Source organism: Campylobacter rectus (genome assembly GCF_004803795.1).
Taxonomy (GTDB): domain Bacteria; phylum Campylobacterota; class Campylobacteria; order Campylobacterales; family Campylobacteraceae; genus Campylobacter_A; species Campylobacter_A rectus.
The window spans coordinates 1,105,177-1,129,473 of sequence record NZ_CP012543.1; the positions used below are offsets into that span (position 1 = coordinate 1,105,177).

At 47.7% G+C, this 24,297-nt stretch carries 24 protein-coding genes and 1 pseudogene; 22 read left to right on the plus strand and 3 right to left on the minus strand.

Features of this window, described 5'->3' with window-relative positions:
- Positions 1 to 158: 158 nt before the first annotated feature.
- From CRECT_RS05245 to CRECT_RS05340, 19 genes are all read left to right on the plus strand, one after another.
- On the plus strand, positions 159 to 554 hold the full coding sequence (locus tag CRECT_RS05245; RefSeq protein WP_002945573.1) for a hypothetical protein: 396 nt from the start codon (positions 159 to 161) through the stop codon (positions 552 to 554).
- Positions 541 to 1,707, plus strand: a complete 1,167-nt coding sequence (locus CRECT_RS05250; protein WP_002945569.1) for a beta-ketoacyl synthase N-terminal-like domain-containing protein — start codon at positions 541 to 543, stop codon at positions 1,705 to 1,707. Before CRECT_RS05245 ends, CRECT_RS05250 begins: the two co-directional genes overlap by 14 nt.
- A complete protein-coding gene (locus tag CRECT_RS05255) occupies positions 1,704 to 2,144 on the plus strand; it encodes a hotdog family protein (RefSeq protein WP_002945596.1) in 441 nt (146 codons plus the stop codon). Before CRECT_RS05250 ends, CRECT_RS05255 begins: the two co-directional genes overlap by 4 nt.
- Positions 2,137 to 2,850, plus strand: coding sequence for a 3-oxoacyl-ACP reductase FabG (fabG, locus tag CRECT_RS05260; RefSeq protein WP_002945580.1), 714 nt, complete (start codon positions 2,137 to 2,139; stop codon positions 2,848 to 2,850). The genes CRECT_RS05255 and fabG overlap by 8 nt, the downstream gene beginning before the upstream one ends.
- Positions 2,850 to 4,091 carry a beta-ketoacyl-ACP synthase gene (locus CRECT_RS05265; protein WP_039888542.1) on the plus strand — a complete coding sequence of 414 codons (1,242 nt, stop codon included), beginning with the start codon at positions 2,850 to 2,852 and terminating at the stop codon, positions 4,089 to 4,091. Before fabG ends, CRECT_RS05265 begins: the two co-directional genes overlap by 1 nt.
- An 11-nt stretch (positions 4,092 to 4,102) precedes the next feature.
- Positions 4,103 to 4,507, plus strand: coding sequence for a hypothetical protein (locus CRECT_RS05270; RefSeq protein ID WP_002945556.1), 405 nt, complete (start codon positions 4,103 to 4,105; stop codon positions 4,505 to 4,507).
- A gap of 10 nt (positions 4,508 to 4,517) precedes the next feature.
- Entirely contained in the window at positions 4,518 to 4,937 is a 420-nt protein-coding gene (locus CRECT_RS05275) for a hypothetical protein (protein ID WP_002945584.1), read from the plus strand.
- A gap of 16 nt (positions 4,938 to 4,953) precedes the next feature.
- Entirely contained in the window at positions 4,954 to 5,634 is a 681-nt protein-coding gene (locus tag CRECT_RS05280) for a beta-ketoacyl synthase chain length factor (protein ID WP_002945594.1), read from the plus strand.
- Complete coding sequence (locus CRECT_RS05285) at positions 5,612 to 6,364, plus strand: lysophospholipid acyltransferase family protein (RefSeq protein ID WP_002945597.1); 753 nt, start codon at positions 5,612 to 5,614, stop codon at positions 6,362 to 6,364. The genes CRECT_RS05280 and CRECT_RS05285 overlap by 23 nt, the downstream gene beginning before the upstream one ends.
- On the plus strand, positions 6,361 to 6,618 hold the full coding sequence (locus tag CRECT_RS05290) for a phosphopantetheine-binding protein (RefSeq protein ID WP_002945599.1): 258 nt from the start codon (positions 6,361 to 6,363) through the stop codon (positions 6,616 to 6,618). Before CRECT_RS05285 ends, CRECT_RS05290 begins: the two co-directional genes overlap by 4 nt.
- A gap of 2 nt (positions 6,619 to 6,620) precedes the next feature.
- Positions 6,621 to 6,872 (plus strand): acyl carrier protein, encoded by a 252-nt coding sequence (locus CRECT_RS05295; RefSeq protein ID WP_002945565.1) that lies wholly within the window; start codon positions 6,621 to 6,623, stop codon positions 6,870 to 6,872.
- The gene (locus CRECT_RS05300; RefSeq protein ID WP_002945564.1) at positions 6,856 to 7,392 is read left to right on the plus strand and encodes a COG4648 family protein; all 537 of its coding nucleotides are present in this window, start codon (positions 6,856 to 6,858) and stop codon (positions 7,390 to 7,392) included. Before CRECT_RS05295 ends, CRECT_RS05300 begins: the two co-directional genes overlap by 17 nt.
- Positions 7,382 to 9,328, plus strand: a complete 1,947-nt coding sequence (locus tag CRECT_RS05305) for an AMP-binding protein (RefSeq protein WP_002945600.1) — start codon at positions 7,382 to 7,384, stop codon at positions 9,326 to 9,328. Before CRECT_RS05300 ends, CRECT_RS05305 begins: the two co-directional genes overlap by 11 nt.
- Positions 9,325 to 11,451: a glycosyltransferase family 2 protein gene (locus tag CRECT_RS12565; protein WP_002945604.1), complete on the plus strand. Its 2,127-nt coding sequence runs from the start codon at positions 9,325 to 9,327 to the stop codon at positions 11,449 to 11,451. The genes CRECT_RS05305 and CRECT_RS12565 overlap by 4 nt, the downstream gene beginning before the upstream one ends.
- Before the next feature lies 1 nt (position 11,452).
- Positions 11,453 to 11,884, plus strand: coding sequence for an acyl-CoA thioesterase (locus CRECT_RS05320; RefSeq protein ID WP_002945592.1), 432 nt, complete (start codon positions 11,453 to 11,455; stop codon positions 11,882 to 11,884).
- Positions 11,859 to 12,380: a LolA family protein gene (locus CRECT_RS05325; protein ID WP_002945571.1), complete on the plus strand. Its 522-nt coding sequence runs from the start codon at positions 11,859 to 11,861 to the stop codon at positions 12,378 to 12,380. Before CRECT_RS05320 ends, CRECT_RS05325 begins: the two co-directional genes overlap by 26 nt.
- On the plus strand, positions 12,377 to 14,608 hold the full coding sequence (locus CRECT_RS05330) for an MMPL family transporter (RefSeq protein WP_002945563.1): 2,232 nt from the start codon (positions 12,377 to 12,379) through the stop codon (positions 14,606 to 14,608). Before CRECT_RS05325 ends, CRECT_RS05330 begins: the two co-directional genes overlap by 4 nt.
- 88 nt (positions 14,609 to 14,696) lie before the next feature.
- On the plus strand, positions 14,697 to 14,891 hold the full coding sequence (gene thiS / locus CRECT_RS05335) for a sulfur carrier protein ThiS (protein WP_039888537.1): 195 nt from the start codon (positions 14,697 to 14,699) through the stop codon (positions 14,889 to 14,891).
- A 1-nt stretch (position 14,892) separates the two neighbouring features.
- Positions 14,893 to 15,669: a thiazole synthase gene (locus CRECT_RS05340; RefSeq protein WP_002945568.1), complete on the plus strand. Its 777-nt coding sequence runs from the start codon at positions 14,893 to 14,895 to the stop codon at positions 15,667 to 15,669.
- A 209-nt stretch (positions 15,670 to 15,878) separates the two neighbouring features.
- Here the strand turns inward: CRECT_RS05340 and CRECT_RS05345 are convergent, their stop codons facing one another.
- Entirely contained in the window at positions 15,879 to 16,094 is a 216-nt protein-coding gene (locus CRECT_RS05345; protein WP_002945566.1) for a hypothetical protein, read from the minus strand.
- A gap of 326 nt (positions 16,095 to 16,420) precedes the next feature.
- Here CRECT_RS05345 and thiH point away from each other — a divergent pair, with 326 nt between their 5' ends.
- From thiH to CRECT_RS05365, 3 genes are all read left to right on the plus strand, one after another.
- Entirely contained in the window at positions 16,421 to 17,554 is a 1,134-nt protein-coding gene (gene thiH / locus CRECT_RS05350; RefSeq protein ID WP_039888545.1) for a 2-iminoacetate synthase ThiH, read from the plus strand.
- A gap of 628 nt (positions 17,555 to 18,182) precedes the next feature.
- Positions 18,183 to 19,178 carry a thiamine phosphate synthase gene (locus CRECT_RS12570; RefSeq protein ID WP_002945560.1) on the plus strand — a complete coding sequence of 332 codons (996 nt, stop codon included), beginning with the start codon at positions 18,183 to 18,185 and terminating at the stop codon, positions 19,176 to 19,178.
- An 868-nt stretch (positions 19,179 to 20,046) separates the two neighbouring features.
- On the plus strand, positions 20,047 to 20,928 hold the full coding sequence (locus CRECT_RS05365; RefSeq protein ID WP_039888553.1) for an EamA/DMT transporter family protein: 882 nt from the start codon (positions 20,047 to 20,049) through the stop codon (positions 20,926 to 20,928).
- Between the two features lie 495 nt (positions 20,929 to 21,423).
- Here the strand turns inward: CRECT_RS05365 and CRECT_RS05370 are convergent.
- Together CRECT_RS05370 and CRECT_RS05375 are read right to left on the minus strand one after the other, a co-directional pair.
- Positions 21,424 to 22,159: pseudogene (locus CRECT_RS05370) on the minus strand (IS1595 family transposase).
- 239 nt (positions 22,160 to 22,398) lie between these two features.
- On the minus strand, positions 22,399 to 23,949 hold the full coding sequence (locus tag CRECT_RS05375; RefSeq protein ID WP_004320630.1) for a flavocytochrome c: 1,551 nt from the start codon (positions 23,947 to 23,949) through the stop codon (positions 22,399 to 22,401).
- Positions 23,950 to 24,297 lie beyond the last annotated feature (348 nt).

A 24,297-nucleotide genomic window follows, 5' to 3' on the forward strand; every position in this document is an offset into this window, starting at 1 on the left:
GTCAAATTCGGCTAAATTTACAAATTTCGGCTTCAAATTTTACCCACCGAGACCCGCATCTTGAAAACATTATGTTCTCTGCATTGTTTTTAAAGGTAAAAAAGATATAATTTACAAATTATTCCAAAACGATCAAATTTTAATAAGGCGACCAAAGAGTGAGGCTTAAAAGGGTTTTAAATTTTTTATTTATTTTTGTGACGGCGATCGCGCTTTACGGATGTGCGGCGAAAGCTAAATTTGACGTTCCGCAGATCGTAAATTTCGACAAGCGCGAATTTGAAGTGAGCTCCAAAAACGGCTCGAATTTACTCTATGTTTCGCACGAAAAAGAGGATTTTTATTTTACGATGATAAACTCTATGGGCACTCCGCTGGCTAGGAGAGTTTTAAGGCCGAGCGGCGAATTTGAAGCCATCGGTTTTTTGCCGCCAAATAGCGCCTACAACGAGCTTTTCATAAAAATCCTAAACACCATTAAATCAAATCAAAAAGAGGCTATCGTAACCGTAAATGATGAAATTTTCGAGGTAAGAGCTCTTGATATACGTTAGCAAGCCCGCCATCATCAGCGCAGCCGGGGCCGTTGCGGAGGAAAATTTTGTAAATTTATGCGGTGAAAATAGATTTTTAAGCGTTTGTGAAGGCTTTAGGGCGGATAAAAGCTTTGTCCTCGGCAAGATTAGCGCGCAGCTGGCTAAATTTAGCCAAAATACGCCGAAACACTTGCAAACTCGCACGAACGCTCTGGTTTTAAGCGCGCTTTTGCAGATAGATAAAGATGTGCGAGACGCCATCAAAAAATACGGCAAAAATCGCGTCGGCGTAGTAGTGGGCACGACCACTAGCGGCGTAGAGGAAAACTACGAAACGTTTAAGGATTTTGCCGCGACGAGGTTTTTTAACGCTTCCAAATTCGGCATAAATCGCAACTCCCTAGCCAATCCTTCCGAATTTATCGCCGATTTTTACGGGCTTAGCTCGGTTGCGTTTTCCGTTTCGACAGCCTGCACTTCGGGCGTCAAGGCGATCATAACGGCAAAAAGACTGCTGGAGTCCGGTATCTGCGACGCCGTGATCTGCGGCGGTGTCGATAGCCTAAATACGCTCACGATAAACGGCTTTGATAGCCTGGGTATCCTAAGCGCGCGCGAGACCAATCCGTTTTCCAAAAATCGCGACGGTATAAATATCGGCGAAGGCGCGGCGTTTTTCGTGGCGAGTAGGGACGAAATCTCAAACGTCGTTATCGCGGGCGAGCACTCAAACTGCGACGCGTTTCATATGACGCAGCCAGATTTTAGCGCTCAGATGCAAACGAAGTGCGTGCAAAAGGCGCTTCGGGCGGCAAATTTAAGCAGCGTTGATTATATAAATTTACACGGCACGGGCACGCAGGCAAACGATAAAATCGAGGCAAAGATCGTGCACTCGCTTATGCCGAGCGTTTTTGCCAGCTCCGTTAAGCCTCTAATCGGCCACACGTTAGGAGCCGCAGGAGCTATTGAGAGCGCGCTTTGCGCCATGCTTTGCGCTAAGAGCGAAACCGCGCTGCCGCCGCACGTATATGACGGCGTTTACGATGATGAGATAGAGGGGGTAAATTTGGTAAAATTCGGCCAAAGAGCGGTCGTAAATTCAGCTATGTCGCTGTCGTTTGCATTTGGCGGCGATAATGCGGCGATCGTGTTTGGGAGGGCGAGATGAGCCTTGGAGATTATCTCCCGCACGGCACGGCGATCATTTTTATCGACGAGGTGCTTAAATTTGAAGACGGGCGCATAAAAACTAAAAGCGTGATAAAAGAGGATAATAAATTTCTTGCAGACGGCAAATTCGCCATGCATAAAACCGTCGAGATGATGGCTCAGTCGCTGGGCATCTACGACTCAAAGATGCGCGAGCTAAAGGGGATGAAATTCGGACTGGGTTTTTTGCTGGGCAGTAGAAAATTTGAGATATTTAAGCCGTTTTTAAAGATCGGAGACGAAGTCGTCGTCGAAGCCGCTTGCTCGATACAAGACGCAAGCGGTTTTGGCGTTTACGACTGCGAGCTTTACGTAAATGGCGAGCTTGGAGCGCGCGCGACGCTAAACGTGCTAAGCCCGGACGAGGAATACGTAAAAAGGATACTGGATGAGTAAAAGAGTGCTGATAACGGGCTCAAGCCGCGGCATCGGCGAAGCGGTGGCTAGGCGGCTGGCGGCGGCGGGATACGAGGTTGTATTGCACGGCAAAAGCGCGAGCGAGCGGCTATTAAAACTGCAAAACGAGTTAAATTTGAGCGCTTTAAAATTTGACGTAGCGGATACGCAGGCGGCAAGGGCGGCGATCGAGGCCGATATAGAGGCAAACGGAGCTTATTATGCGGTAGTGCTAAACGCCGGCATCACGCGCGATAATACATTCGTAGCGATCGAGGATGAGGACTGGTTTAGCGTCGTGGATACGAATTTAAACGGCTTTTATAACGTCCTAAAGCCCGCTCTCATGCCTATGATCCGCGCTAGAAAGCCGGCGCGCATCGTGGTTATGAGTTCGGTCTCGGGCGTCGTCGGCAACCGCGGCCAGAGCAACTACGCAGCGAGCAAGGCTGGCCTCATCGGCGCGGCAAAGTCCCTCGCCGTCGAGCTAGCATCGCGAAATATCACCGTAAACTGTATCGCGCCCGGACTCATCGAGACTGATATGACGGACGGCGGCTTGCCGATCGAGGAGATTTTAAAGGCCATCCCAGCCAAAAGAGCGGGCAAGGCAGACGAGGTCGCGCCTTTGGTCGAGTTTTTACTAAGCGAGGGCGCAGCCTACATAACGAGGCAGGTTATCGGCGTAAACGGAGGGCTTTGCTGATGCGAGTTTTTGTAACCGGTATGGGTATGGTGAGCGCCTTTGGCAAGAGCTGGGAGGAGATAAGGGCTAAATTTGAGCTCGGCCGAAACGCCGTGAGATATATGCCGCAGTGGGATAGATACGCCGATCTAAACACCCGCCTGGCTGCACCCATAGCGGACTACGAACGCCCTATCTCGTGGGACCGCAAACAACTAAGGAGCCTAGGCATAGTGTCTATGTATAGCGTCGAGGCGGCGGGTCTAGCGCTAAGAGACGCAGGACTGATGCGAGGCGAAAATTTAGACGCCGCGAGCCTCGATCCTAGCGTGCAAGAGGGCAGACTAGGGGTCGCATGCGGTTCGTCCACGGGTAGCACCGAGTCGATACTGGCGATGGCAAAGCTGCTAGAGCGCGGCGAAAACGAGTGCAACGCCAACACATACATCAAGATGATGCCTCACACCACGGCGGCAAATATCGCGCTTTTTTACTCGCTAAAAGGGCGCATCATCCCGACGTCATCGGCCTGCACGAGCGGTTCGCACGCGATCGGATACGCCTACGAGAGCATCAAAAGCGGTAAGATCGATATGATGCTAGCCGGCGGCGCTGAGGAGCTGTGTCCGAGCGAGGCTTATGTGTTTGATATGCTCTATGCCGCTAGCGTGAAAAACAGCTCGCCCGAGATGTCGCCCGCTCCGTTTGACGAGGGGCGCGACGGGCTAGTGCTAGGCGAGGGCGCTGGGATACTTTTGCTAGAGAGCGAAGAGAGCGCCGTAAAACGCGGAGCTAAAATTTACGCCGAGGTCGTAGGCTTTGGCTCAAACTGCGACGGCTCGCACGTCACTCGCCCGCAAAGCGCGACGATGAAAGGCGCGATGGCTTTGGCGTTAAAAGACGCAAATTTAACGCCGGGAAAGATCGGCTACGTAAACGCTCACGCCACGGCGACTAAGCACGGCGACATCGCCGAGAGTATCGCTACGAACGAGCTTTTCGGCGATAAGATCGCTATCAGCTCGCTAAAAAGCTATCTCGGTCATACGCTGGGCGCTTGCGGCGGTTTGGAGGCGATATTTAGCGTGATGATGATGCGGGAGAAGAGATTTTTCCCTACGATAAATTTGACTCGCATTGATCCTAGTTGCGCGCCGCTTTTTTACCTGACCGAACAAACGACGATAGATACGGATTTTGTTATGAGCAACAACTTCGCTTTCGGCGGAGTAAATACCTCGCTGATATTTAAGAAAATTTAAGGAGAGAATGGGTGAGAAAAATATTTTGTTTAGCGGTGCTAGCGTTTAGCCTAAACGCCGAAGAGATATTTAATCTAAGCATTAAAGACGCCCTAGAGAGCGAAGCGGCAAAGAAATATATTTTGCCTAATGTTAAGGTAGAATTCGCAAGCGGTTACGATGGCGAGAGGATCGTCGTCGGAGCTACGGCTAGCAGGAAACAAAAAGGAGATATGAGCGAAAAGGTACAAAAATGCCAAACGGCTTTTTTGGACGCGGTCAATGCCTTTCAAAGACGAAATCAAAGAGAGGGCGGAACAAAGGCGGTAAATATCGTAAGCTTTTTATACGGTAAGGAATTTAGCTCTAAAACAGAGTTTCAGTGTCTATATACCAATAAATTTACGGTAAGATTACGAGGCGACATAGCTAAGTAAAGGAGAAAAAATGAAAAAATTATTAGTTTTAGCGGGCGTTTGCGCCCTGGCCTTAAATTTGAGCGCGCGCGACGACGTGCATCACTTCTCGATCGAGGAGGCGCTAAGCTCGCCTAAGGCCAAAGGGGTGCTTGATCCAAACATCAAGCTAAGCTTTGGCTCGGGCACGAAAGGCGGCATCATCAAAAGCGGTTTAACTGCGAACAAAAAAACAAACGCCTTTAACAAAAGCGACAAAGAGGCGTGCGAGTGGGCGTTTTTATCGGCGGTAAAAACTTTTCAAGAGCGTGCGGTAAAAGAGGGCGGCACAAGAGTGGTAAATTTAACAGGCTATTACAAAAAACAGCCTTTTGACTCCAAAACGCAGTTTCAGTGCGGTGCGGGCGCGCTGATGGCCGGCGTAACGCTAAAAGGCGATATCGCAAAATAAGCGACAAGAGGGGCGAATGAGGCTAAATTTTAAACTCGATTTTTTTGACGCGGTAGTTTTTAACGGCGCGCAGGATGCAAGGCTAGCGGCATACGAGAGAGAGCTTGACGTCTCGCACGTACCTCCGCTCGAGCGGCGCAGGCTTAGCCGCGCGGCAAAATGCGCCTTTGAGCTAACCAAAAACATCGCGCCGCTTGATATGCCTATCGTTTTCAGCTCGTATGAAGGCGAGATAAATCGCTGTTTTGAGCTGCAAAATACGCTAGCTCACGGCGAACTCATATCGCCGACCTCGTTTTCGCTCTCGGTGCACAACGCCCTTTCCTCGCTTTTAGCGATAAATTTTAAAAACCGCAGCGAAATCTCCGCCGTTTCGGCATACGCTCCGCTAGAGTACGCCCTGGTGCAGGCTCGCCTCATACTTGATAGCGGAGCTAAAAACGCGCTCGTCTTAGCCTATCACGAGAGCATTTCGCAGGAGTATTTTGACGAGTTTGCGCCGTCTTGTATGGTTTGTTTGCTGGTTAGCGAAGGCGAAAATTTGAGCCTATCTCAATGCAAATCCTGTGGCGAAACGGATGAAAATTTGCTCGTTAAATTCTTGCAAAATTTTGATCCGAAGCAAAAATGCTCCTGGCAAAGTGTGGATAAAAACTCCGCTTGGCGGTGGGATTATGAGCCCTTGTCACGGGTTTAAAATTTTTATCGTAGGGGCGAATTTTGCGCTTTTCGGGCTCATTTGTAGCCTCGGAAATTTGATCTTTATCCCTATCGCGCTTCTTGGGCTTTATAAATTTAAATTTATTCGCAATTTTTGCCGAGATTTAGTTCGCCTAGCTTGGAGTTTTTTTATATTTTCTACGCAAATTTGCGGCTATCAGCGGACTAAATTTAGTTTTGCAGGCGAGCTTGGCTCCGCCTCGCAGATAATCATCGCAAATCACCCGTCGCTTTTGGACGTCGTGTTTTTGGTCTCTCTCGTGCGCCGCGCAAACTGCGTGGTAAAAGCAAGCCTGGGAAAAAATATTTTCTTAGCGCCTGCGATAAAGGCTTGCGGATACATCCCAAACACCGCAAACGAGGAGCTTTTGCAAAAAAGCGTAGATGCCCTAAAGAGCGGCGAGAGTTTGATAATATTTCCCGAAGGCACGCGTACGGCGGGCGAGATCGTCTTTCATAAAGCCGCCGCCTATATCGCGGTAAATTCGGCAAAACAGCTAGTCGCCCTCGCCATCAAAATGGATCCGCCCAGCCTCAAAAAACACGAACCTTGGTACAAAACCCCGAGCGTTATGATAAAATACGAGTTCAAAGAGCTTTTTAGGCTAAATTTGGACGGGTTTTGCGCGGATAGGCCAAACCCGATCAGGGCTAGAGGGCTGCACGCTTTTATAAGCGAAAATTATACAAAGGAGTTTAAACAATGAACGAACTAATAGATGAGATAAAAGAGCTCATCATAAAGAGCTTAAATTTGGAGGATATGAAACCGAGCGATATCGACGAAAACGCACCGCTTTTTAACGAAGGGCTCGGGCTAGATAGCGTCGATGCGCTCGAACTCGGCCTTGCGGTGCAAAAAAACTACGGCCTAGTGCTTGATTCTAAAACCGCAAATTTAAAAGAGATTTTTTACAGCGTAAAAAGCCTCGCGCAATACATCTTTGAAAACAGGAAATAACGATGAAGCAGGAAGAAATTTTTGAGATTTTAAAGTCCGCGCTCATGCAGCTTTTTGAGATAGAGGAGTCCAAAATCACGCCGCAAACGCGCATTTACGAGGATTTGCAGATAGATAGCATCGATGCGATCGATCTTATCGATCATATCAAGCGCAAAACGGGCCACCGATTGATGCCTGAAGACTTTAAAAACGTAAAAACGCTCGAAGACATCGTAAACGCGGTGGCTAAAAAATTTGACGAGCAAGCTTAAAATCGCCCTAAGCGTAGTTAGCGTCCTTTATCCGTTCGCATTATTTTTCGCGGGCGATTTTGCCTTTTGGGTCGTTTGGGCGCTTGCCGTGCTGTGGATAGCGCGCGGGGCGTATTCAAGCGGCTTTGAGAGAAAGCTTAGCGCCCTTGCCGCCGTTTTTTTCATAGTTTGTATGATTTTTAGAGGCGGATTTTTAGCGTATCTTTATCCCGTTTTGGTGAGTTTGGCGTTTTTTGCGTTTTTTGCTTTTAGTCTAAAAAACGAAGCCGTCATCACCAAAATCGCAAGGCTAAAAGAGCCAAATTTGGACGAAAAAGGCGTGATTTATACGCGAAATTTGACCAAAATTTGGTGCGCGTTTTTTGTTTTTAACGCCGCTATCTCGCTTGCGCTAGCCTTGATGGAGGATAAATTTTACTGGAGCGTTTATAGCGGCGCAGTATCTTACGCGCTGATGGGAGCGCTGTTTTTCGGGGAAATTTTATTTAGAAAGAGATTTATAAAAAATAATGAGCTTTGAAGAAAATTTAAAAAATTTTAGATTTACGGACGACTCGCGCGACGTCTTTGACGCGTGCCTCGGATTTGCCGCATTTTTAGAAAAAAACGGCATAAAAGAGCTGCAAATTTACATTGACGACGCGTTTAAATTTTACGCCGCGTTTTTCGGCTCGCTTTTGGCGGGCGCTGCGCCTTACGTGTTGGCAAAGCCTATTTTCGAGGAAAATTTGACGGCCGTAAATGACGAAAATTTTTCAAATTTTCTTTTAAAGGAGCCTGCAAAGAAGGTAAAATTTGATCCGGAGGCTAAATTTTACCTGCAGACTTCCGGCTCGAGCGGCAAAAGCAAGATGATAGAAAAGTCGCTCGCGCAGATGATAAAAGAGAGCGAGTATCTGGCCACCGAGCTAAATTTTAGCAGCCAAAACACCTTTTTTTCGAGCGTTTCGCACAGGCATATGTTCGGACTTACGTTTAAGGTTTTTTTACCGCTAGTTCTCGGCGCTCGCGTCATCGCGGACGAGCTAAACTACCCCGAGGCGATTTTGAGCTTAGGCCTTGCAAATCACGTATTTATCGCTAGTCCGGTGCTGCTTAGAACCATAACCCAAAGCCCCGCTGCAAGCGCGCTAAAAGGCTTAAGCGGGATCGTAAGCGCGGGTTCGCCGCTCAAAAAGGAGCTAAGAGGCGAGCTAGGCCAAATCTGCGACGCGCGGATCATCGAAATCTACGGCAGTACGGAAACGGGCATAGTGGCTAGGGACGAGGGGTGCGGACTTAGGCTGTTTGGCGCGGTGAACGCGGGGCTGGATGACAGGGGCGCGCTAAACGTGAGCTCGCCTTGGTGCGAGTTTTTTCAGACTAACGACGCGGCTAGCATCGACGAGGGCCGCCTCGTGCTACAAGGCAGGATAGATCGCATCGTCAAGCTAAACGACAAGCGCGTGAGCCTGGAGAGCATCGAAACAAAGCTGCTAGAGAGCGGTCTGCTCGCGGACTGCTACTGCGCGCCGCACCCGAAATTTAAACGCATCGCCGCGCTTTTACAGCTTAACGGCGAGGGGCTTAAAAAATTTAGAAAAATCGGCAAAAAAGGCGTGGCAGCCGAGCTAAAAGAGCTTTTGAAGCTTGAGTTTAAAAACAGCGTCCGATACTTTAAAATCGTGGAAAAAATGCCGCGAAATCAGCAGGGTAAATTTGAAAAAAGCGAATTTGAAAATGCGCTATTTGCTAGCCCCAAGCCCGTTTGGAGCGGCGGACGCGTAGATGAGGCGGGCGAAATTTGCGGCGGTCAAATTTATAAAAACGGCGAAAATTTAAGAGGCGGCAAAAACTGTTTATCGCATAAAGGCGCAAGCCTTGAAAAAATCGCCGACCAAAATGGAAAAAATTTTGAAAACCAAGCTAACGGCACGAGTTGCGCAAGCGAAAAAGGCCGAGAAAAAAATCAAATTTTAACGAGTGCCGCGAGTTTTAAGGATGCCGTGAGCGTGGTCGGTTTTCAAAACTGCTCAAGCGGTGGGAATTTGGAGAATATTGCAGTCGGCAAAAAAAATGCAAGCTGCAAGAGCGTAAAAGACGGCGACGCTCAAAACGAGACAAGCCTTGAAGGGCGAGTAAGTCTCGCAAACGATGAGGACGGCGAGCGGCTCGATGACGACGCGCAAAAATACGAATTTAGCGCTATCATGCACGCGGGACTTGAGATTTTCGAGAGCCATTTTCCAAATTTACCGTTGCTGCCGGGGTTTATGCAGCTTGACTACGTCTTTGAGCTAGCTTGCGGCGTCGGTATCGACGTTAGCGGCGCTAGCACGGTAGAAAATTTAAAATTTATGAAGTTTGTAAGACCGGGCGATTTGCTTCGCGTTTGTTTTGAAAAGCGCGGTGGCAAGCTTTATTTCGAGCTATTTTGCAATGGCGAAAAGTGCTCGGTCGGCAGGGCGGCGCTTTGAATAAATTTGCGTTTTTGGTGCCGTTTTACAATCACCCGCAAAATATCAAAGCCCTGATTGCCGCGCTAAAAGCTTACAAGCTGCCCGTTATCGTCGTGGATGACGGCTCGGACGAGGCGAGTAAGCGAATTTTAGCGGAGCTTGAGCGCGCAGAGGACATCTTGCTGCTCACGCGCGCGCAAAACGGCGGTAAGGGCATCGCGATGAAGGACGGGTTTAAATTTGCGCTGGAGTGCGGTTTTAGTCACGTTTTGCAAATCGACGCCGATTTTCAGCACGACGCTGCGCTCATCGGCGAGTTTTTGAGGCAGAGCGAGGCGCACCCGCAAAGCATCGTCTGCGCAAATCCCATCTACGGTGAGGACGCGCCAAAATCCCGCGTTTACGGCAGGAAGATCACGAATTTTTGGGTCGCGATAAATACGCTAAGCCTTGGCGTCAAAGACGCTATGTGCGGTTTTCGCGTTTATCCTCTGCGGGAGCTAAAAAAAGCGGCGGCAAAAAGTAAGACAAATAGGATGGAGTTTGACATCGAGATCCTCGTAAATGCCGTGAGACAGGGCATCAATGTGTGCTGGATCGATACATACGTGCGCTACGAAAAGGGTGGCGTTTCGCACTTTAAGATGCTGCGCGATAACGCGCTAATCAGCCTTATGCACGCAAAATGCTTCTTTTCTTTGCCCAAATTTGCGCTGGGTAAAATTTGGCGAGCGTGCGGGGTAAATTTAAAGAAAAAAAGCTCTGATATGTCGCGCAAATTTAAGGATGAGCAAGCCGTCTCGACGTCTGAGGGCACGCGCACCGAAAGTAAATTTAAAAGCGTCGCCCAAGAGCAAACCGTCGCAAAACCTCTAAAGTTTGATGATGCAGACGGTGCTCGGATACTTACAAAGCCGCAAGAAAACGCTAAATCGCATAAGTTTGGGCGCGAGGAATGCTTGCAAGGCGAATCGGAGTCGCAGACTGCAGCGGCGGCAAGCAAATTTGAGATTGTCCTAAATGAGCGAGGTGTTGAAAAATTTAACGGCACGCAAAAAATGAAAGGCGAGCAAAATTTGATAAATTTGCAGGAGGCTGACGCGCCGCATAAATTTAAAACTTTGCAAAATTCTGTTCAAGACGCACGAGAAAACTCCGTCGCAAATGCCGTGCAAATCCCTATAAGGCCGCAAAAAGACGCAAAAACAAATAACGTATCCCAAGAAAACTCCGAGCAAAATCTATGGTGGAAAAAGCAGGAAAGGGGCGGGGCGTTTTTTTTAAGACTTAGCCTCTTTTTGGCACAAATTTTGCCTGAGTTTGCGCTAAAACTTATCGTTAAAATCGTGGTTTGGTTTTATTATATTTTTTCAAAAAACGAGCGCGAGAACATCGCCGCATTTAGACGAAATTTAAGCGAATTTGCCGGCGCGCAGACGCTAAAAGGAACGAGCGTTTTTAGCCATTTTGAGGCGTTTGGCGGCGCTATCTGCGATAAATTTAGAGTCTGGAAAGGCAAGATCAAGGATGACGAGCTGGAGATCATAGATCTAGAGCGCATAAAAAGCGAACTAATCGGCGCGCAAAAAGGGCAAATTTTGCTCACGGCACACCTTGGAAACGTCGAAATTTGCAAGGCTTTGGGCGCGCGGGTCGAGGGCTTTAGGATGGTGATTTTGACCTATGACGAGAACTCGCGTAAATTTAACGAAGTGCTGCGCGAAATCAGTAAAAACGACGGTAGTGTGCGCATGATGGCGGTAAATAAGCTAGACGTAGCCGCGATGCTGGAGCTAAAAAATATCGTTGAAAGCGGCGAGCACATCGGTATAATGGGCGATAGGACGCCTCTTGGCGGCGATAAGGCCGCGCGCGTTAAATTTCTGGGTAAGGAGGCGAGCTTTAACTACGGTCCTTACCTGATCGCGGGGATTTTAGGCGTAAAGATAAGCTCGCTGTGGTGCCAGAAAGTGGGCGGTAAATTTAGGATCGAGCTCGTACCGCTAGCAAGCGCCGTAAAGCTGGGACGAGATAAAGCCGCCGCAGCGCGCGAATATCTGCAAATTTACGTCCGCGAGCTGGAAAATCGCTGCAAGCAAACGCCTACGCAGTGGTTTAATTTTTTTGATTTTTGGAGATGAGATGATATCAAAATCGGTCGCGTTAAAGGCGCAGTTTTACGACGTGGACAGTATGAACGTCGTGTGGCACGGCAACTACGTGAAGTATTTCGAGACGGCTAGATGCGCGCTTTTAGAGGAGATAGGCTACGACTACGAGGCGATGAGAGCTGACGGCTACGCCTATCCGATCGTAAAAATCGAAGCAAAATATATTAAGCCCGTGTTTTTCGGAGACGAGATCGAGGTGGAGGCGACGCTAAAGGAGTGCGAGTGCTTTTTAAAGATCGGCTACGTCGTAAAAAGCGCCAAAAGCGGCGAGACGCTGTGTACGGGCACGAGCTCGCAAGCGGCTGTGGATATGCGTGCGATGCAGACGTGCTTTGAGATCCCGCAAGAGCTACAAAACGCGGTAAAAAGGTATATAAATGAAAAAAATAGCGGTGATTTTTAGTCTGGCGGCCGGCCTGTTGGGGCTTGAGTTTAGCGAGATAAAATCTCAAATCAAAACGCAAAATATCAGCGGCGATTTCGCTCAGACGAAGTTTTTGAGCGGCTTTAACGCGGAGTTTAAAAGCTACGGCAAATTTGAACTCAGTCAAAGCGAACTACTCTACGACACGCTAAGCCCGGTCGCGGTTAGCATCGTCATAAACGAGCGCGGGATCTTTCAAAAAAGCGGCAACGGACTCATAAAAATCGATCAAAATTTTGATAAAAAGCTCTTTTTATCTATTATAAAGCTTGATAAAGCCGAGCTTGAGAAGGAATTTAGTTTTAAAATCTCGGGCGATAAAAGCAACTGGAATATCGAGCTAACGCCAAAAAATTTGTTGCTAAAGCAAATCTTTACGCGCATCTTAGTCGGAGGCGATAAATTCGTCCGCAAGATCGTGCTAAACGAGGTTAGCGGCGATAAAACGGTAAATGATTTTTACAACGTAAAATGAAAAAATCCGCGCGTTTTTTTATCTTTTTAGCGGCGTTTTTGGCCGCGCTCGCCGTTTGTTTTACGAGCGCGAAAAAGATAAATGCGGATATTTTTTCTCTCGTAAATTTTGAAAACTCTACCGAACAAACTGCGCTAAAATCGATGCTAGATAGCGCTTCAAACGAGTTTTTGTTAGCTTCAAATTTGCCTGAGTTTTTAGAAAAAAGCGAAATTTTAGCCGAGCAAAGCGGAGTTTTTGAGGAGTACCGCGCAAAGCAGGACGTAAATTTAACCTCGTATCCAACTCAGCTAAACGCCCTAAAAATCGCGCTTTTAAACGAGCAAACCTACGAGCTTTTAGTAAAAGACAAAAACGAGTTTTTTAAACAAAGCGCGCAAAATTTATTTAACCAGTTTGCCTTTAAGCCGCTTAACGCGAAGGATGATTTTTTCGCCTTAAGTTCGCATATGAGCCTAGAGAGCTCAAAAATCAGCCTAAATTTGTCAAATTTGATGCTGGAAGCGGCGAGCGAGGACGCGAAATTTTACCTCGTAAAAGCGCGCCTTAAGCCCGGCTACGAACCGCGAAATTTGATCAAATTTTACGAAAACATACGCGAGCTTGCGGCGCAGGACGGAGTTCAGGCTTACGCTAGCTGCGGCGCGCTATACGGAGCCTACGGAAAAAAGGGCGGCGACAAAGAAAGCGCCGCTATGAGCGCGGTTTCGCTTAGCCTTTGCGCCATTTTTTTGCTGCTCGCGTTTAAAAATTTGCGCATTTTTTGCGTCGTTTTCGTCGCGATTTTCGGCTTTGCGTGCGGGCTTGCGGCTTCGCTTTTGATCTACGAGAGCCTTAGCGTCATGATCGTGGTTATCGGCACGAGCCTGGTCGGGCTGATGTTTGACTTTGCGCTGCACTGGCTGGGTAAAAATCAAAACGCGCCCGTAGCGGCCGCGAGCGTGCGTCCGATGCTTAAAATTTTCTTGCTCGGGCTTTGCATCACGATGAGCGGATACGGCGTTTTTGCCTTTTCGTCGCTTGAGCTGCTGCGCCAAACCGCGATATTTTCGCTATTTACGCTGCTTGGGGCGTTTTTATTTACCTATTTTTGCTTGCCTTTTATCTTTGAGGGCGCGACGTTTTCGCAAAGCGCCGCGTTTTCGAGATTTTTTGATAAATTTGCAGGACTTTGCGAGCGTGCGGCGAGAGCGCTAAATTTAAAAATTTTACTTGCCGCATTTGCGCTTTGCGCGGGAATTTTGGCTCTAAATTTTAAAAGCCTAAGCGCGCCCGAGCAGATCAAAGACTACGCAAGCTCGCCCGCAGAGCTGCTGGAGCAGTCTAAAAAGATCAGCGAGATAACGGGCGCCGCGCCGCAAAACTCCGTCATCGTGCTAAAGGGTGGAGACGATCTGGTCGGCGATGAGAAGCGGCTGATGCGCGAGCTAAAGCAGGTAAATCTCGTCAAAGACTACGCCTCGGTTTCTAAATTTATCCTAAGCCGAGCCGAGCAGGAAAATGTAAAAAATATCTTTAAAGAAGCCGTGAAGGATGAGGAAATATTTAAAATTTACGCTCAGCTCGGCCTATCCGCCGAGCTAGTAAAATCCGAGCTAGAAAAGATCGCAAACGCCAAAATTATCGGCGCTAGCGAGATTTTAGAATTTGACGCGGCGAAAAATTTGACGCGATTTTTACCGAGTAAAAACAGTAGCGCGGTGTACGCCGAGGGGCTAGCGGGCGGCGCGAAAACTGATGAGATTTTAAAGGCAAACGGCGCTTTTAGCGTAGATTTCGTCGGCGCGCTAAATCAAAATTTGACCGAGGCTAAGGCCTGGGCCGTTATACTAAAGGGCGGCGCGTTTTTGCTTGCGTTTGCGCTTTTATGGGCATTTTTCGGGGCGGCGCGCTCGTTTTTGGTTATGAGCGTCATCGCGCTTGGCGTGCTAGCCGTGCTTTGCGGCTTTGCGGCGCTCGGCATTCACGTAAATATTTTTGCGATTTTCGGGCTTATCTTGGCAAGCGCGGTCGGGATCGATTATCTCATCTTTGCGCTAAACGAGAACTTGTCGCGGCGGGAGCGCGTATTTGGGATATTTGCCGCATTTATCACGAGCTTTATCTCGTTTTTTGCGCTTAGTTTTAGTCAGACGCCCGCAGTTAGCGTTTTTGGGCTAGCCGTTAGCCTTTGCGTCGCGTTTTACGGGCTTGCCGCCTGCACGCTGGCGATGAAAAATTTGGCTTAAATTTAGCAAAAAGCGGTATAATCGGCGACTCACGGAGTGCAAAATTTGACCCGCACGGGCGCGCTAAATTTAATAAAACGGAAAGAAAATGCTAAAAATAAACGGCAAGGACGAGGGCGAATTTATCGGCAAAACCGTAGCGCAGCTGCTAGCCGCAAAGGGACTAAAACCTGAGCGCATCGCAGTTGAGCTAAACGGCGAAATCTTGCCCAAAGATAAATTCGACGCGGTGCTAAGAGACGGCGACTCGGCCGAGATAGTGCATTTTGTAGGCGGAGGCTAAGATGAAAAATGACGAAAAAGACGATATTTTAGAGCTTGGCGGGCATAAATTTAGCTCGCGCTTTATCCTGGGATCGGGTAAATTTTCGTTACCTCTTTTAGAGGCCGCGGTGCACGAGGCGGGCGCACAGATCGTCACGCTGGCGCTTCGGCGCGTGAACGAGGGCGGGATAGAAAATATCCTGGACTTTATCCCAAAGGGCGTGACGCTGCTACCAAACACCTCAGGCGCTAGAAATGCCGATGAGTGCGTGCGTATCGCAAAGCTAGCGCGCGAGGCCGGCTGCGGCGATCTCGTCAAGGTTGAGGTCATCAGAGATAGCAAATACCTGCTGCCCGATAACTACGAGACGATAAAAGCGACCGAAAAGCTCGCAAACATGGGCTTTGTCGTGATGCCCTATATGTATCCCGACCTAAACGTCGCGCGCGATCTGGCGTCGGCGGGGGCTTCGTGCGTGATGCCGCTCGGCGCTCCGATCGGGACGAACAAAGGCCTTTGTACGCGTGAATTTATCAAAATTTTGCTCGCCGAGATAGACTTGCCCGTGATCGTGGATGCGGGCATCGGTAGTCCGGCGCAGGCGTGCGAAGCGATGCAGATGGGCTGCGCGGCCGTGATGGCAAACACCGCTATCGCTACCGCGGGCGACGTAAAAACGATGGCGAGAGCCTTTGCGCTAGCGATTCAAGCGGGCAGGCTGGCGTACCTATCGGGACTTGGCGGCGTGAGCGATAGCGCTAGGGCATCAAGTCCGCTTACGGGATTTTTGGAGTAAAGTCGGCCGAATTTGCGCTTGGCTTGTTTTGGCCGAAAACGGCTTTAAATTTGGTTTGCGATGATTTTGCGGCGTGCTAGGCTTGATTTTTGGTTTGAAATTTATTTGCTTGACACGATTTGCTCGGCATTTTAGTAGGTTTTGCGGTAAAATTCGATGCGCGCGACGGTTTAAATTTAACGTAAAATTTAACGCGCAAATTTGAGGTTTTAAATTTGATACGTGCGGTAAAACTCGCCTAAATTTAATGAACTTTCGCATTTTAAATTTAGATAAATGATTTGTTTTTGCCGGCTTTTAAATTCGGCGAAGCGGCAGCGAAACGGGTCGTCAAATTTGCCTTTTTGATTTATGCTGCGAGGAAAACCACGCCGATTTAGCTTGCCCGTAAAATAGCGCGGAGCGGAAGGGTTTAAAGTCGGCATCGCTTCGCTTTATTGGAACAAACGGATGATAAATTTGCCTGACGTTGCACGGCATTTTGGGCGGAGGTCGTAGCGAAATTTGATGAAGCATTGCGATATCGGCGCGTTAAAATTTACCGATTTTGTCGTAAAATTTAGCGAAACGCCGCATAAATTTACTCAAAATAGTGAGCCAAACGCGATAAATTTAGTCCTCGTAACGGCGAGCTTGCAAATTCGAGCCAAATTTATACGAGCAAACTCGCGATCTCGGCTCAAATTTACCGTGCAAAAATCGCTAAAATTTAGACGAAAAAACGGAGAAATATTTGAAAAATCTAGACGTGATGGAGTATGCGCAGGACGCCCAGCGTATCGACGAAACGTTGATGCGACGGGTGCTAGCCGCGCGCGAGGGTTACGACTACGAGAAATTTGACGCCCTCAGCGTAAGGCGCGCACTAAGCGAAGAAAATCTAAGCGTAGAGGGCCTAAAAGCACTTCTAAGCCCTGCTGCGGGCGCATTTTTAGGCGAGATGGCGGAGGCGGCGCGAGATAGGACGCGCAGGCAGTTTGGCAACTCGGTGCAGTTTTTTACGCCGCTTTATATCTCAAATTTTTGCGACAGCGACTGCGTCTACTGCGGCTTTAGCTCGCGAAACAAGATCTCTCGCGTGCGGCTAAAGGCGGACGAGGCGGCGACGGAGCTAGCAAATATCGCAAAAAGCGGACTAAAAGACGTGCTGATCCTAACCGGCGAAAGCGCGAAAAAAAGCGACCTGAGCTATATCGGCGAGGTATGCAAAGAGGCGTCTAGGCTTTTTAGCAACGTCGGCGTCGAGATCTATCCGCTAAATGCCGACGAATACGCGTTTTTGCACGGTTGCGGCGCGGACTACGTTGTGGTTTTTCAGGAGACTTACGATCCGGCGGCGTATGCTAGATTTCACCTCGGCGGCGTCAAGCGCTCGTTTGCCTACCGCTTCCACGCCCAGGAGCGCGCTCTTATGGGCGGTATGCGCAGCGTCGGGTTTGCCGCGCTTTTGGGGCTTGACGACTTTAGAAAGGACGCGCTAGCCACTGCGCTGCACGCGCATCTCATCCAGCAAAAGTACCCGCACGCCGAGATCGCGCTATCTTGCCCGCGCCTGCGCCCCGCGATAAACAAGGCTCACGTCGGACCGAGGGACGTCGATGAGAGGGTGCTGTTTCAGGTTATCTGCGCGTACCGCCTTTTTTTGCCCTACGCAAATATCACGATCTCTACGCGCGAGTCGGCGCGCTTTCGAGACGGCGTCATCGCAGTCGCCGCAAATAAAATCTCAGCCGGCGTTAGCACGGGCGTGGGGACGCACTCGGACAAGGCCAAAAAAGGCGACGAGCAGTTTGAGATCAGCGACGCGCGAACGGTTGAGGAGATACTAGGCGCCGTGCGAGGGCTAAATTTACAGCCCGTGATGAGCGAGCATATTTACGTTTGAGGCGGCGTTTGCTTTCCGCTTGTTTTATGCGCCTTTGTTGCCGCGTTTTGGATGGCGTTTTTGAGCGATTTTGGCGCGCCCATTTTTGGTGTTTTGTCTGTTTCGGTTGCGTTTTTTGCGTTATTTTATAGATGTTTTACCGTTTTAGCAGAGCGGTTTTATTTTGGCGAGATTTTGCGGGAGAGGTTTATTGTTCTTGCGCTTTGGCGGTGCGGAAAGCCTAAATTTTGCTTGTTTTAAGGCTTTGACGAGCATTTTTTATGCGAGCGAGTATGCGTCGCGGCGCGGTTTTGACGAGCGGGATGTGGATTTACTTTAGATCGCAAGTTCGTCGACGCTTGAAAACAAATAAGCAAGGCGAATTTAACTTGCTTTTGCGGGAGATTGCCGGGCGGATTTAAAAACGCGGACACAGAGATAACGATACTCTAGCCTTCGCGGCGGGTAAATTTAGGCTTATTCCGGGCTCTGGCGTATCGTTTCGGGATGTCGGCGGTTTTACTTTTGAGGATGCGACTTTTAAAGACTTTAATGCTTTTGGGCGGTCGTTTTCGCGGATGGGCACGATTTTGCGCGTTAATCTTCGACGATGCCGCGCATTTAATAATAAAATTTAAATAGGAAGGCGATGAAAACGGATAAATTTGAGCTCGTCTGGGTCACGAATCGTCGCTTGAGCGATGATTTTTTCGCGGATGTCGCTCGCGTGGTTCAGGGCGGCAAAGCGGATAAAATTTTGTTGCGCGAGAGCGATTTGTCCGAGCGCGAGTATGAGATTTTGGCGCGAAACACGCTTGAAGTCATCGCCAAATACAGCCAAAACGCGCGACTCATCGTGCATACTTACGCGGATGTTGCAGGCAGGTTGGGGATTTGCGAGCTGCATCTGCCTTTTGCGAAATTTATCGAAGCGTGCACAAGCGGGGGGTTGAAATTTGAAAATTCAAACGCAGCTAAATGCGACGAAATTTGCGTAAATACGCCGCATTTACTTTCCGATAAATTTGATAAAGCTTGCGGCTCCGACAAAGCGCGTATGAGCGGGCAAAACGGCGAGCGCGGGTTAAGTTTAACCTCAAAATCGCGTAAATTTACGGCAAACGATAAACGGACTGCAGGCGAGTTAAATTTAACAAGCCCGAATTTGCGTAAATTTGACGAACCGGGCATAAATGCGACCGAATTTGAGCGCGATATAAAACCGATGAGTCCGGATTTGTCTAAATCCGACGAATTTTGTGCGGACGTAAGTGCGGCAAGCGGCGAGCGCAGGCTAAATTTGACGGATTTATTTTTAGCCAAATTTGACGATGCTTGCTTTCGTAAAGGAGGCGTTCGCGCGCCGAATTTGACGCAAAAGCGCAAAATCGGCGTTTCGGTGCACTCTTTGGAGGAGGCCCTGTCGGCGCAGGAGCTCGGTGCCGATTACGTCGTGGCGGGGCACGTTTTTGATACGCCCTCTCATACGCTAGAGCGGGGCAGGGGGCTAAAATTTTTGCGAGAAATTTGCGAGAAATTAAGCATAAAAACCTACGCTATCGGCGGGATAAATTTTGAAAATTTAAGCGCGATCAAGGACGCGGGTGCGGCCGGGGCGTATATGATGCGAGGATTTTTAAGCTAAAGAAGGCTTAAATTTTGGGGCTTGCGTGAGCGGATAGAAGTCCTTAAAAAGCGTTTTGCCCGTTTTGTTTCGGCGCTAAAATCGATTGTAAATTTTGCATAATTTTTCTCCGAAAAGTCATTTATCTTAAGGCGGCATAAAACTCATCGTTTATAAAATAATCTTACTCTTGGCGCTGAAATTTAAAGGCTCGCCGGTTTTGTGCTTTTTTATAAACGCGCTTTTAAACATCATTTTTTAGGTCAAAATTTAAACCGCCGATGTTTAAAACGGCGCCGTTTAACGCGGGCGTGAAATTTGATTCGGACGATTTTAGGCAAATTTGGATTTACCGAGTTTATAAGGTTGCGACGTTAAATTCGGTGTAGTTTTTAAATACTTAAATAATGCAAGTAAAACCATTTAGCTTAGCGGGCTTGATTTTGCAGCTAAATTCGCAATGTCAAAATTCGACTTTATGCGGATTTTACGACTTGCAAATTTAAGACGGATGAAAAACAAACGCGCAGTTTTTATTTAAAATATAGCGCCATAATTAAATTTTACGCCCGTCGGTGACGGCAAAATTTAGACTTATCGTGTTATTTTTAAATTTTAGTATATTTGGAGCGAGCCGACCCGTCCCAAAAAGCAGTCCGAGCAAAATCGGCAAAATTTAGCGAGCGTTTTACGCCGAAAAATCGGACTAAATTTAATATGCCCGACCGCAAAAACGACCGTGTCCAAACGGCGCAAATTTTTCCGACGAGTGCCGGGTAAATTTCTAAAATCTATCTATTTTTTAAATTTTTTAGCCGAAAAATCCGTAAAATTTAAGTCTATTTTGCTAATATTTTACATAAAATTTGATCCGAAAATAGGAGAATGTATGAAAAAATTGATTTTTGTTACGGTGCTTTGGGCGTTTAGTTTTAGCCTCATCGGCGAGTTTTTGGCGGGACGAGTGGATAGCTACTTCGCCGCGTTTTCGCGCGTCGTGCTTGCGCTTGGCGTATTTTTACCCTTTATGATTAAGGATTTTGCCGCGAAAAACCTCGCCCTCTACGCCAAAGTAGCCGCGATCGGCGCGGTGCAAATCGGCGTGATGTATATTTTTTATTACAACTCGTTTGCTTATCTCAGCGTCGCCGAAGTCGCGCTCTTTACGATATTTACGCCGTTTTACGTGAGCGTGGTCTATGATGTGCTCGCAGGCAGGCTGAGGCTGATGTATCTGTTTAGCGTGGGCACGGCGGTTTTGGGCGCGCTCATCATCAAATACGGCAGCGTAAACAGCGGCTTTTGGTATGGATTTTTGCTCGTGCAGGGGGCGAATTTGTGCTTTGGCGTCGGGCAGAGCGCGTATAAATTTTTGCTGGAAAAGCAGGGTTTTAACGAGCAAAGAGGGGTTTTTGGCTACTTTTTCGTCGGAGCCGCGGCGGTTACGGGCATAGCCTTTGCTATGTTTGGCAATCCTGAAAAAATCAATCTCGACCTCACGCAGGGTGCGGTTTTGCTCTGGCTTGGTATCGGAGCTAGCGGTCTAGGGTATTTTTTATGGAACAAAGGCGCATGCGAGGTAGATAGCGGAACTCTAGCCATTATGAATAACGCTCTCATACCTGCAGCCATCATCGTAAATTTAGTCTTTTGGCATAAGGATGCAGATATACTAAGGCTCTGCCTAGGCGGTGCGGTGATTTATATCTCGCTACTGATACATAACAAAATCATCGCGCACTACGAGCGAGCAAGCGTAGCAGCAAAATAGCCTAAATTTGAAGCCAAATTTAGCTAAAATTTAAGAACTAGCGGCGAGACCAAACATCGCCGCTTTGTCTTATAAACCAAACCGTATAAATCCTTTCAATTAAAATTTCAATTAGATAAAATAAATGTCTTTACCCGGCGGATAAGAGTTAGCTAACGGCGAAAAGATTATTAGATGAGTTTTTAAAAAGTGCGTCCAGGCGATAGCAAAAAGTGCGGCTAAGCACAAGAAAGATAGACGCCAGATATCGCTAAATCTTGGGAAAATAATCATTGGGCTAACTATATCTCGCAGAGCGGCAAAGTCGCAAAGACATTTTAAGCTCGCTAAAAAGTTTATCGCTCCACAAATTTTAAGCGTAAATCAAGCCTAAGGCGGCTTTCCCGCTATGGACAGCGCTTTTAAATATTTCCGTAAAATGAAAAAACGGTAAGATAAGAGATTGGAGCGAAACCTACCTGCAGCTTGCCGTATATTTTAGTAAAATTTAAAGGCTCAAGATAAGTTAAGCGGATTCTCTCTTATCAATTTCAATAGTTTCTGATATAGGTCTTCTTGTGTAGTTTTAGTATTATATCTAAATTCACACTCTTTAAGATGAAGTAAGAAATTCTCTTTCTTAATACCTTTAAATTTAGATAATCTATGTTTAGCATATCCCCAGAAGTTTTCTATACCGTTTATGTGATTTTTACCATTAGCGAATTCATTCTTTGAATGTTTTACTCCGTAGTGAGCTTTGGCTCCATAATCTACCAAACCGTCATAGGCCTTCCAGCAATCTGAATAAATAACGCTCTCGTCTAATTCGCTAAATTGCGATAATATAGGTATCAACTCGCTAGCAGAGCAGTTTTTAACTATTTGGGTATAGACCTTACCATCACGCTTTAGCATTCCAAATACCGGAGTTTTATTTGCTGCGCCTCTACCTCTTTTACCTCTTACTCTTTTAGATCCGAAGTAACTTTCGTCAATCTCAAAGCGAAGCTTCTAGGCGAGCTTGCGAGCTGGAAATCTCACCGCTAAACTTGCTAATTTTTTCACACTCACTAGCCATTAAAATTCTGATATTTTTAGTTATTTTGTTGATTGTTTTTTCTGAGATATTAGTAAATTCAGCTATTTTTACAGCTTCTATATCAGATGAAAAATACCATAGAATTTCTCTAAATTTCTTCTCTGAAATTCGGGAACGATAGATATACTTATTTTTCATTGACAAAATCATAGTTAAAAACTCCTTTGAAAGTTTTTAACTTATCTTGAGCCAATTTAAAAAACTATGATCATGTCATAAAAACCAAGCGGTAGATTTGCGCAGTTGGTTTAACGGGACTCTCCGATGAGTTAGACTTGGTCGCAAAAGAGGAGCTTCTTACCCCCCCCTGCGGAGTTAGACGTTTTTATAAAAAGAGTAAAGGAGATAGTGACATTACAAAGAGAGGGAGCTTACCCCCCCCCGCGGAGTTAGACGTTTTCTCCCGCAATCATACCAAACACCATACAATCGCTCATACTCATCGTGCCCAGCCTGCCGCCGCCTTGCACGCCGCCGGTGATCTCGCCGCATGCGTATAGGCCGGGGATCGGCTTTTGCGTATTCATAGAGATGACTTCGGCTTTGGCGTTTATCTGCACGCCGCCCATGCAGTAGAGGATTTTTGGCATGCTTAGGCTCGCATAAAACGGCGGCTTAGATACGTCGATGCCGTGCACGTCGGCCTTGGCGAGCGGTTTGCCAAACTCCGGATCTTTCCCCTCTTTGACGTAGCCGTTAAAGTCCGCGACCGTCTTTAAAAACGGCTCTACCGGGATACCGTAGGCTTTGGCCAGCTCTTCTAGCGTGTTAAATTTCTTTATCGAGCCCGACTCTACGCCTTTTGAGGTGTAAAGCGGGTTGTTTGCGTCTACGGCAGCTTGATCGCAGATATTTACGGGATAGTTGTCGTTATTTGCGCCCTCGGCCATCACTTTAAATATCGCGTCGCATTTTATCTTGCGCCCCGCGTGCTCGTTCATAAAACGCTTACCTGTTTTTGGATTGACGCTTAGGCCGTAGTCGTTGCTGCAATGGTTGGTAAAAACGGCCGAGGTGCCGAAACCCTTTTCGGTCGGGTTGGTGTATGGGTTTAGCTGGATCCAGCTTAAAAGCAGCGGATTTGCGCCGATATTTATCGCGGCCGTCAGCGCGCCGGCAGTGGCTCCGGGCTGCGAGACGGTGTCGATGTCGGTCTTTAGATACGGCACTTGCTGCGCACGGAACCATTTATCCGAGCTAAAGCCGCCCGCAGCCAAGATGACGCCTTTTTTGGCTTTTATAAATTTTACTTCGCCGCTCGTGTTTTCCAGATCGTCGCTTTTTAGCTCGCCGTCGAATTTATAGTTCTCACGGCATTTTACGCCCACGACGCGGCCGCTCTCGTCCAGCACGAATTCGTCAAATTTCGTCCTTTTTTTGATGAGCGCGTTTGGATTTTCTTCTATCTTTTTGTGCATCGGTCGGATGTAGCCCGAGCCGCTTGCTACTTTGACCTGCACGGCGCGCATGACGGAGTGGCCGCTAGCCGAGATGACCTTTGACGAAAACTCGACGCCGATGGTTTTTAGGTATTCGTAGGCTTCGTTGGCTCTGTCGTAGATGACCTCGAGCAGATCGACGTGATTTAGATTTAGCCCGTCTTTTAGGCAGTCGGCGATAAATAGCTCTTTTGAGTCCTTGATGCCTTTTTCTTTTTGATATTCGTTATTTGGAACAGCCATGTTTCCGACGTTTATGACGGAGTTTCCGCCCGAGCGCCCCATCTTTTCTACCATCAGCACTTTTAGTCCGCGCTCAAGCGCTTTTAGGGTCGCCATCGAGCCTGCAAAGCCGCTGCCGATGACGATGACATCGTATTCCTCGTCAAATTTGACCTCTTTTTCGTTTGTCGCGGCGTTTGCGTTCACTCCGCCAAGCGCGAGAGCTCCTGCGCCCGCCAAACTCATTTTTAGCGCGTCGCGTCTTGAGATTTTTTGCATGGTTTCTCCTTTGGATAAATTTAGTATTAATTTTTATTTTAAAATTTAGATTTAAAATTGTAACTTGAAGTTTATTAAATATAAATAAAACGAAGGGCGAAACTCGAGGGTAAATTTACGGCGCCGAATTTGACGTTTTTGAGGTTGCGGCATTTGATTGGCGGGGCAAATTTGGCTTTGCGGTCTTTGCGTCAACTGCGGTTTTTGAGATATTTTTAACGTTCGTAAAATTTACAAAATCAAAAACCCGCAACGAGATTTTGTGAAATTAGGATTTTAATAGCGGCGCAAAGACGTGTGCTCAAATTTGACCGCTCGCGCCGTAAAGAGCAGGGTTTAAGTAAGCAA

Excerpts from the sequence above, each read along its gene's own strand:
- CRECT_RS05280 (WP_002945594.1), top strand. The coding sequence starts at position 4,954 with ATGAGGCTAAATTTTAAACTCGATTTTTTTGACGCGGTAGTTTTTAAC.
- CRECT_RS05305 (WP_002945600.1), top strand. The coding sequence starts at position 7,382 with ATGAGCTTTGAAGAAAATTTAAAAAATTTTAGATTTACGGACGACTCG.
- CRECT_RS05295 (WP_002945565.1), top strand. The coding sequence starts at position 6,621 with ATGAAGCAGGAAGAAATTTTTGAGATTTTAAAGTCCGCGCTCATGCAG.
- thiS (WP_039888537.1), top strand. The coding sequence starts at position 14,697 with ATGCTAAAAATAAACGGCAAGGACGAGGGCGAATTTATCGGCAAAACC.
- CRECT_RS05365 (WP_039888553.1), top strand. The coding sequence starts at position 20,047 with ATGAAAAAATTGATTTTTGTTACGGTGCTTTGGGCGTTTAGTTTTAGC.
- CRECT_RS05265 (WP_039888542.1), top strand. The coding sequence starts at position 2,850 with ATGCGAGTTTTTGTAACCGGTATGGGTATGGTGAGCGCCTTTGGCAAG.
- CRECT_RS05275 (WP_002945584.1), top strand. The coding sequence starts at position 4,518 with ATGAAAAAATTATTAGTTTTAGCGGGCGTTTGCGCCCTGGCCTTAAAT.
- thiH (WP_039888545.1), top strand. The coding sequence starts at position 16,421 with ATGGAGTATGCGCAGGACGCCCAGCGTATCGACGAAACGTTGATGCGA.
- CRECT_RS05325 (WP_002945571.1), top strand. The coding sequence starts at position 11,859 with ATGAAAAAAATAGCGGTGATTTTTAGTCTGGCGGCCGGCCTGTTGGGG.
- CRECT_RS05330 (WP_002945563.1), top strand. The coding sequence starts at position 12,377 with ATGAAAAAATCCGCGCGTTTTTTTATCTTTTTAGCGGCGTTTTTGGCC.
- CRECT_RS05320 (WP_002945592.1), top strand. The coding sequence starts at position 11,453 with ATGATATCAAAATCGGTCGCGTTAAAGGCGCAGTTTTACGACGTGGAC.
- CRECT_RS05255 (WP_002945596.1), top strand. The coding sequence starts at position 1,704 with ATGAGCCTTGGAGATTATCTCCCGCACGGCACGGCGATCATTTTTATC.
- fabG (WP_002945580.1), top strand. The coding sequence starts at position 2,137 with ATGAGTAAAAGAGTGCTGATAACGGGCTCAAGCCGCGGCATCGGCGAA.
- CRECT_RS05345 (WP_002945566.1), bottom strand. The coding sequence starts at position 16,094 with ATGCCGACTTTAAACCCTTCCGCTCCGCGCTATTTTACGGGCAAGCTA.
- CRECT_RS05340 (WP_002945568.1), top strand. The coding sequence starts at position 14,893 with ATGAAAAATGACGAAAAAGACGATATTTTAGAGCTTGGCGGGCATAAA.
- CRECT_RS05285 (WP_002945597.1), top strand. The coding sequence starts at position 5,612 with ATGAGCCCTTGTCACGGGTTTAAAATTTTTATCGTAGGGGCGAATTTT.
- CRECT_RS05375 (WP_004320630.1), bottom strand. The coding sequence starts at position 23,949 with ATGCAAAAAATCTCAAGACGCGACGCGCTAAAAATGAGTTTGGCGGGC.
- CRECT_RS05290 (WP_002945599.1), top strand. The coding sequence starts at position 6,361 with ATGAACGAACTAATAGATGAGATAAAAGAGCTCATCATAAAGAGCTTA.
- CRECT_RS12570 (WP_002945560.1), top strand. The coding sequence starts at position 18,183 with ATGAAAACGGATAAATTTGAGCTCGTCTGGGTCACGAATCGTCGCTTG.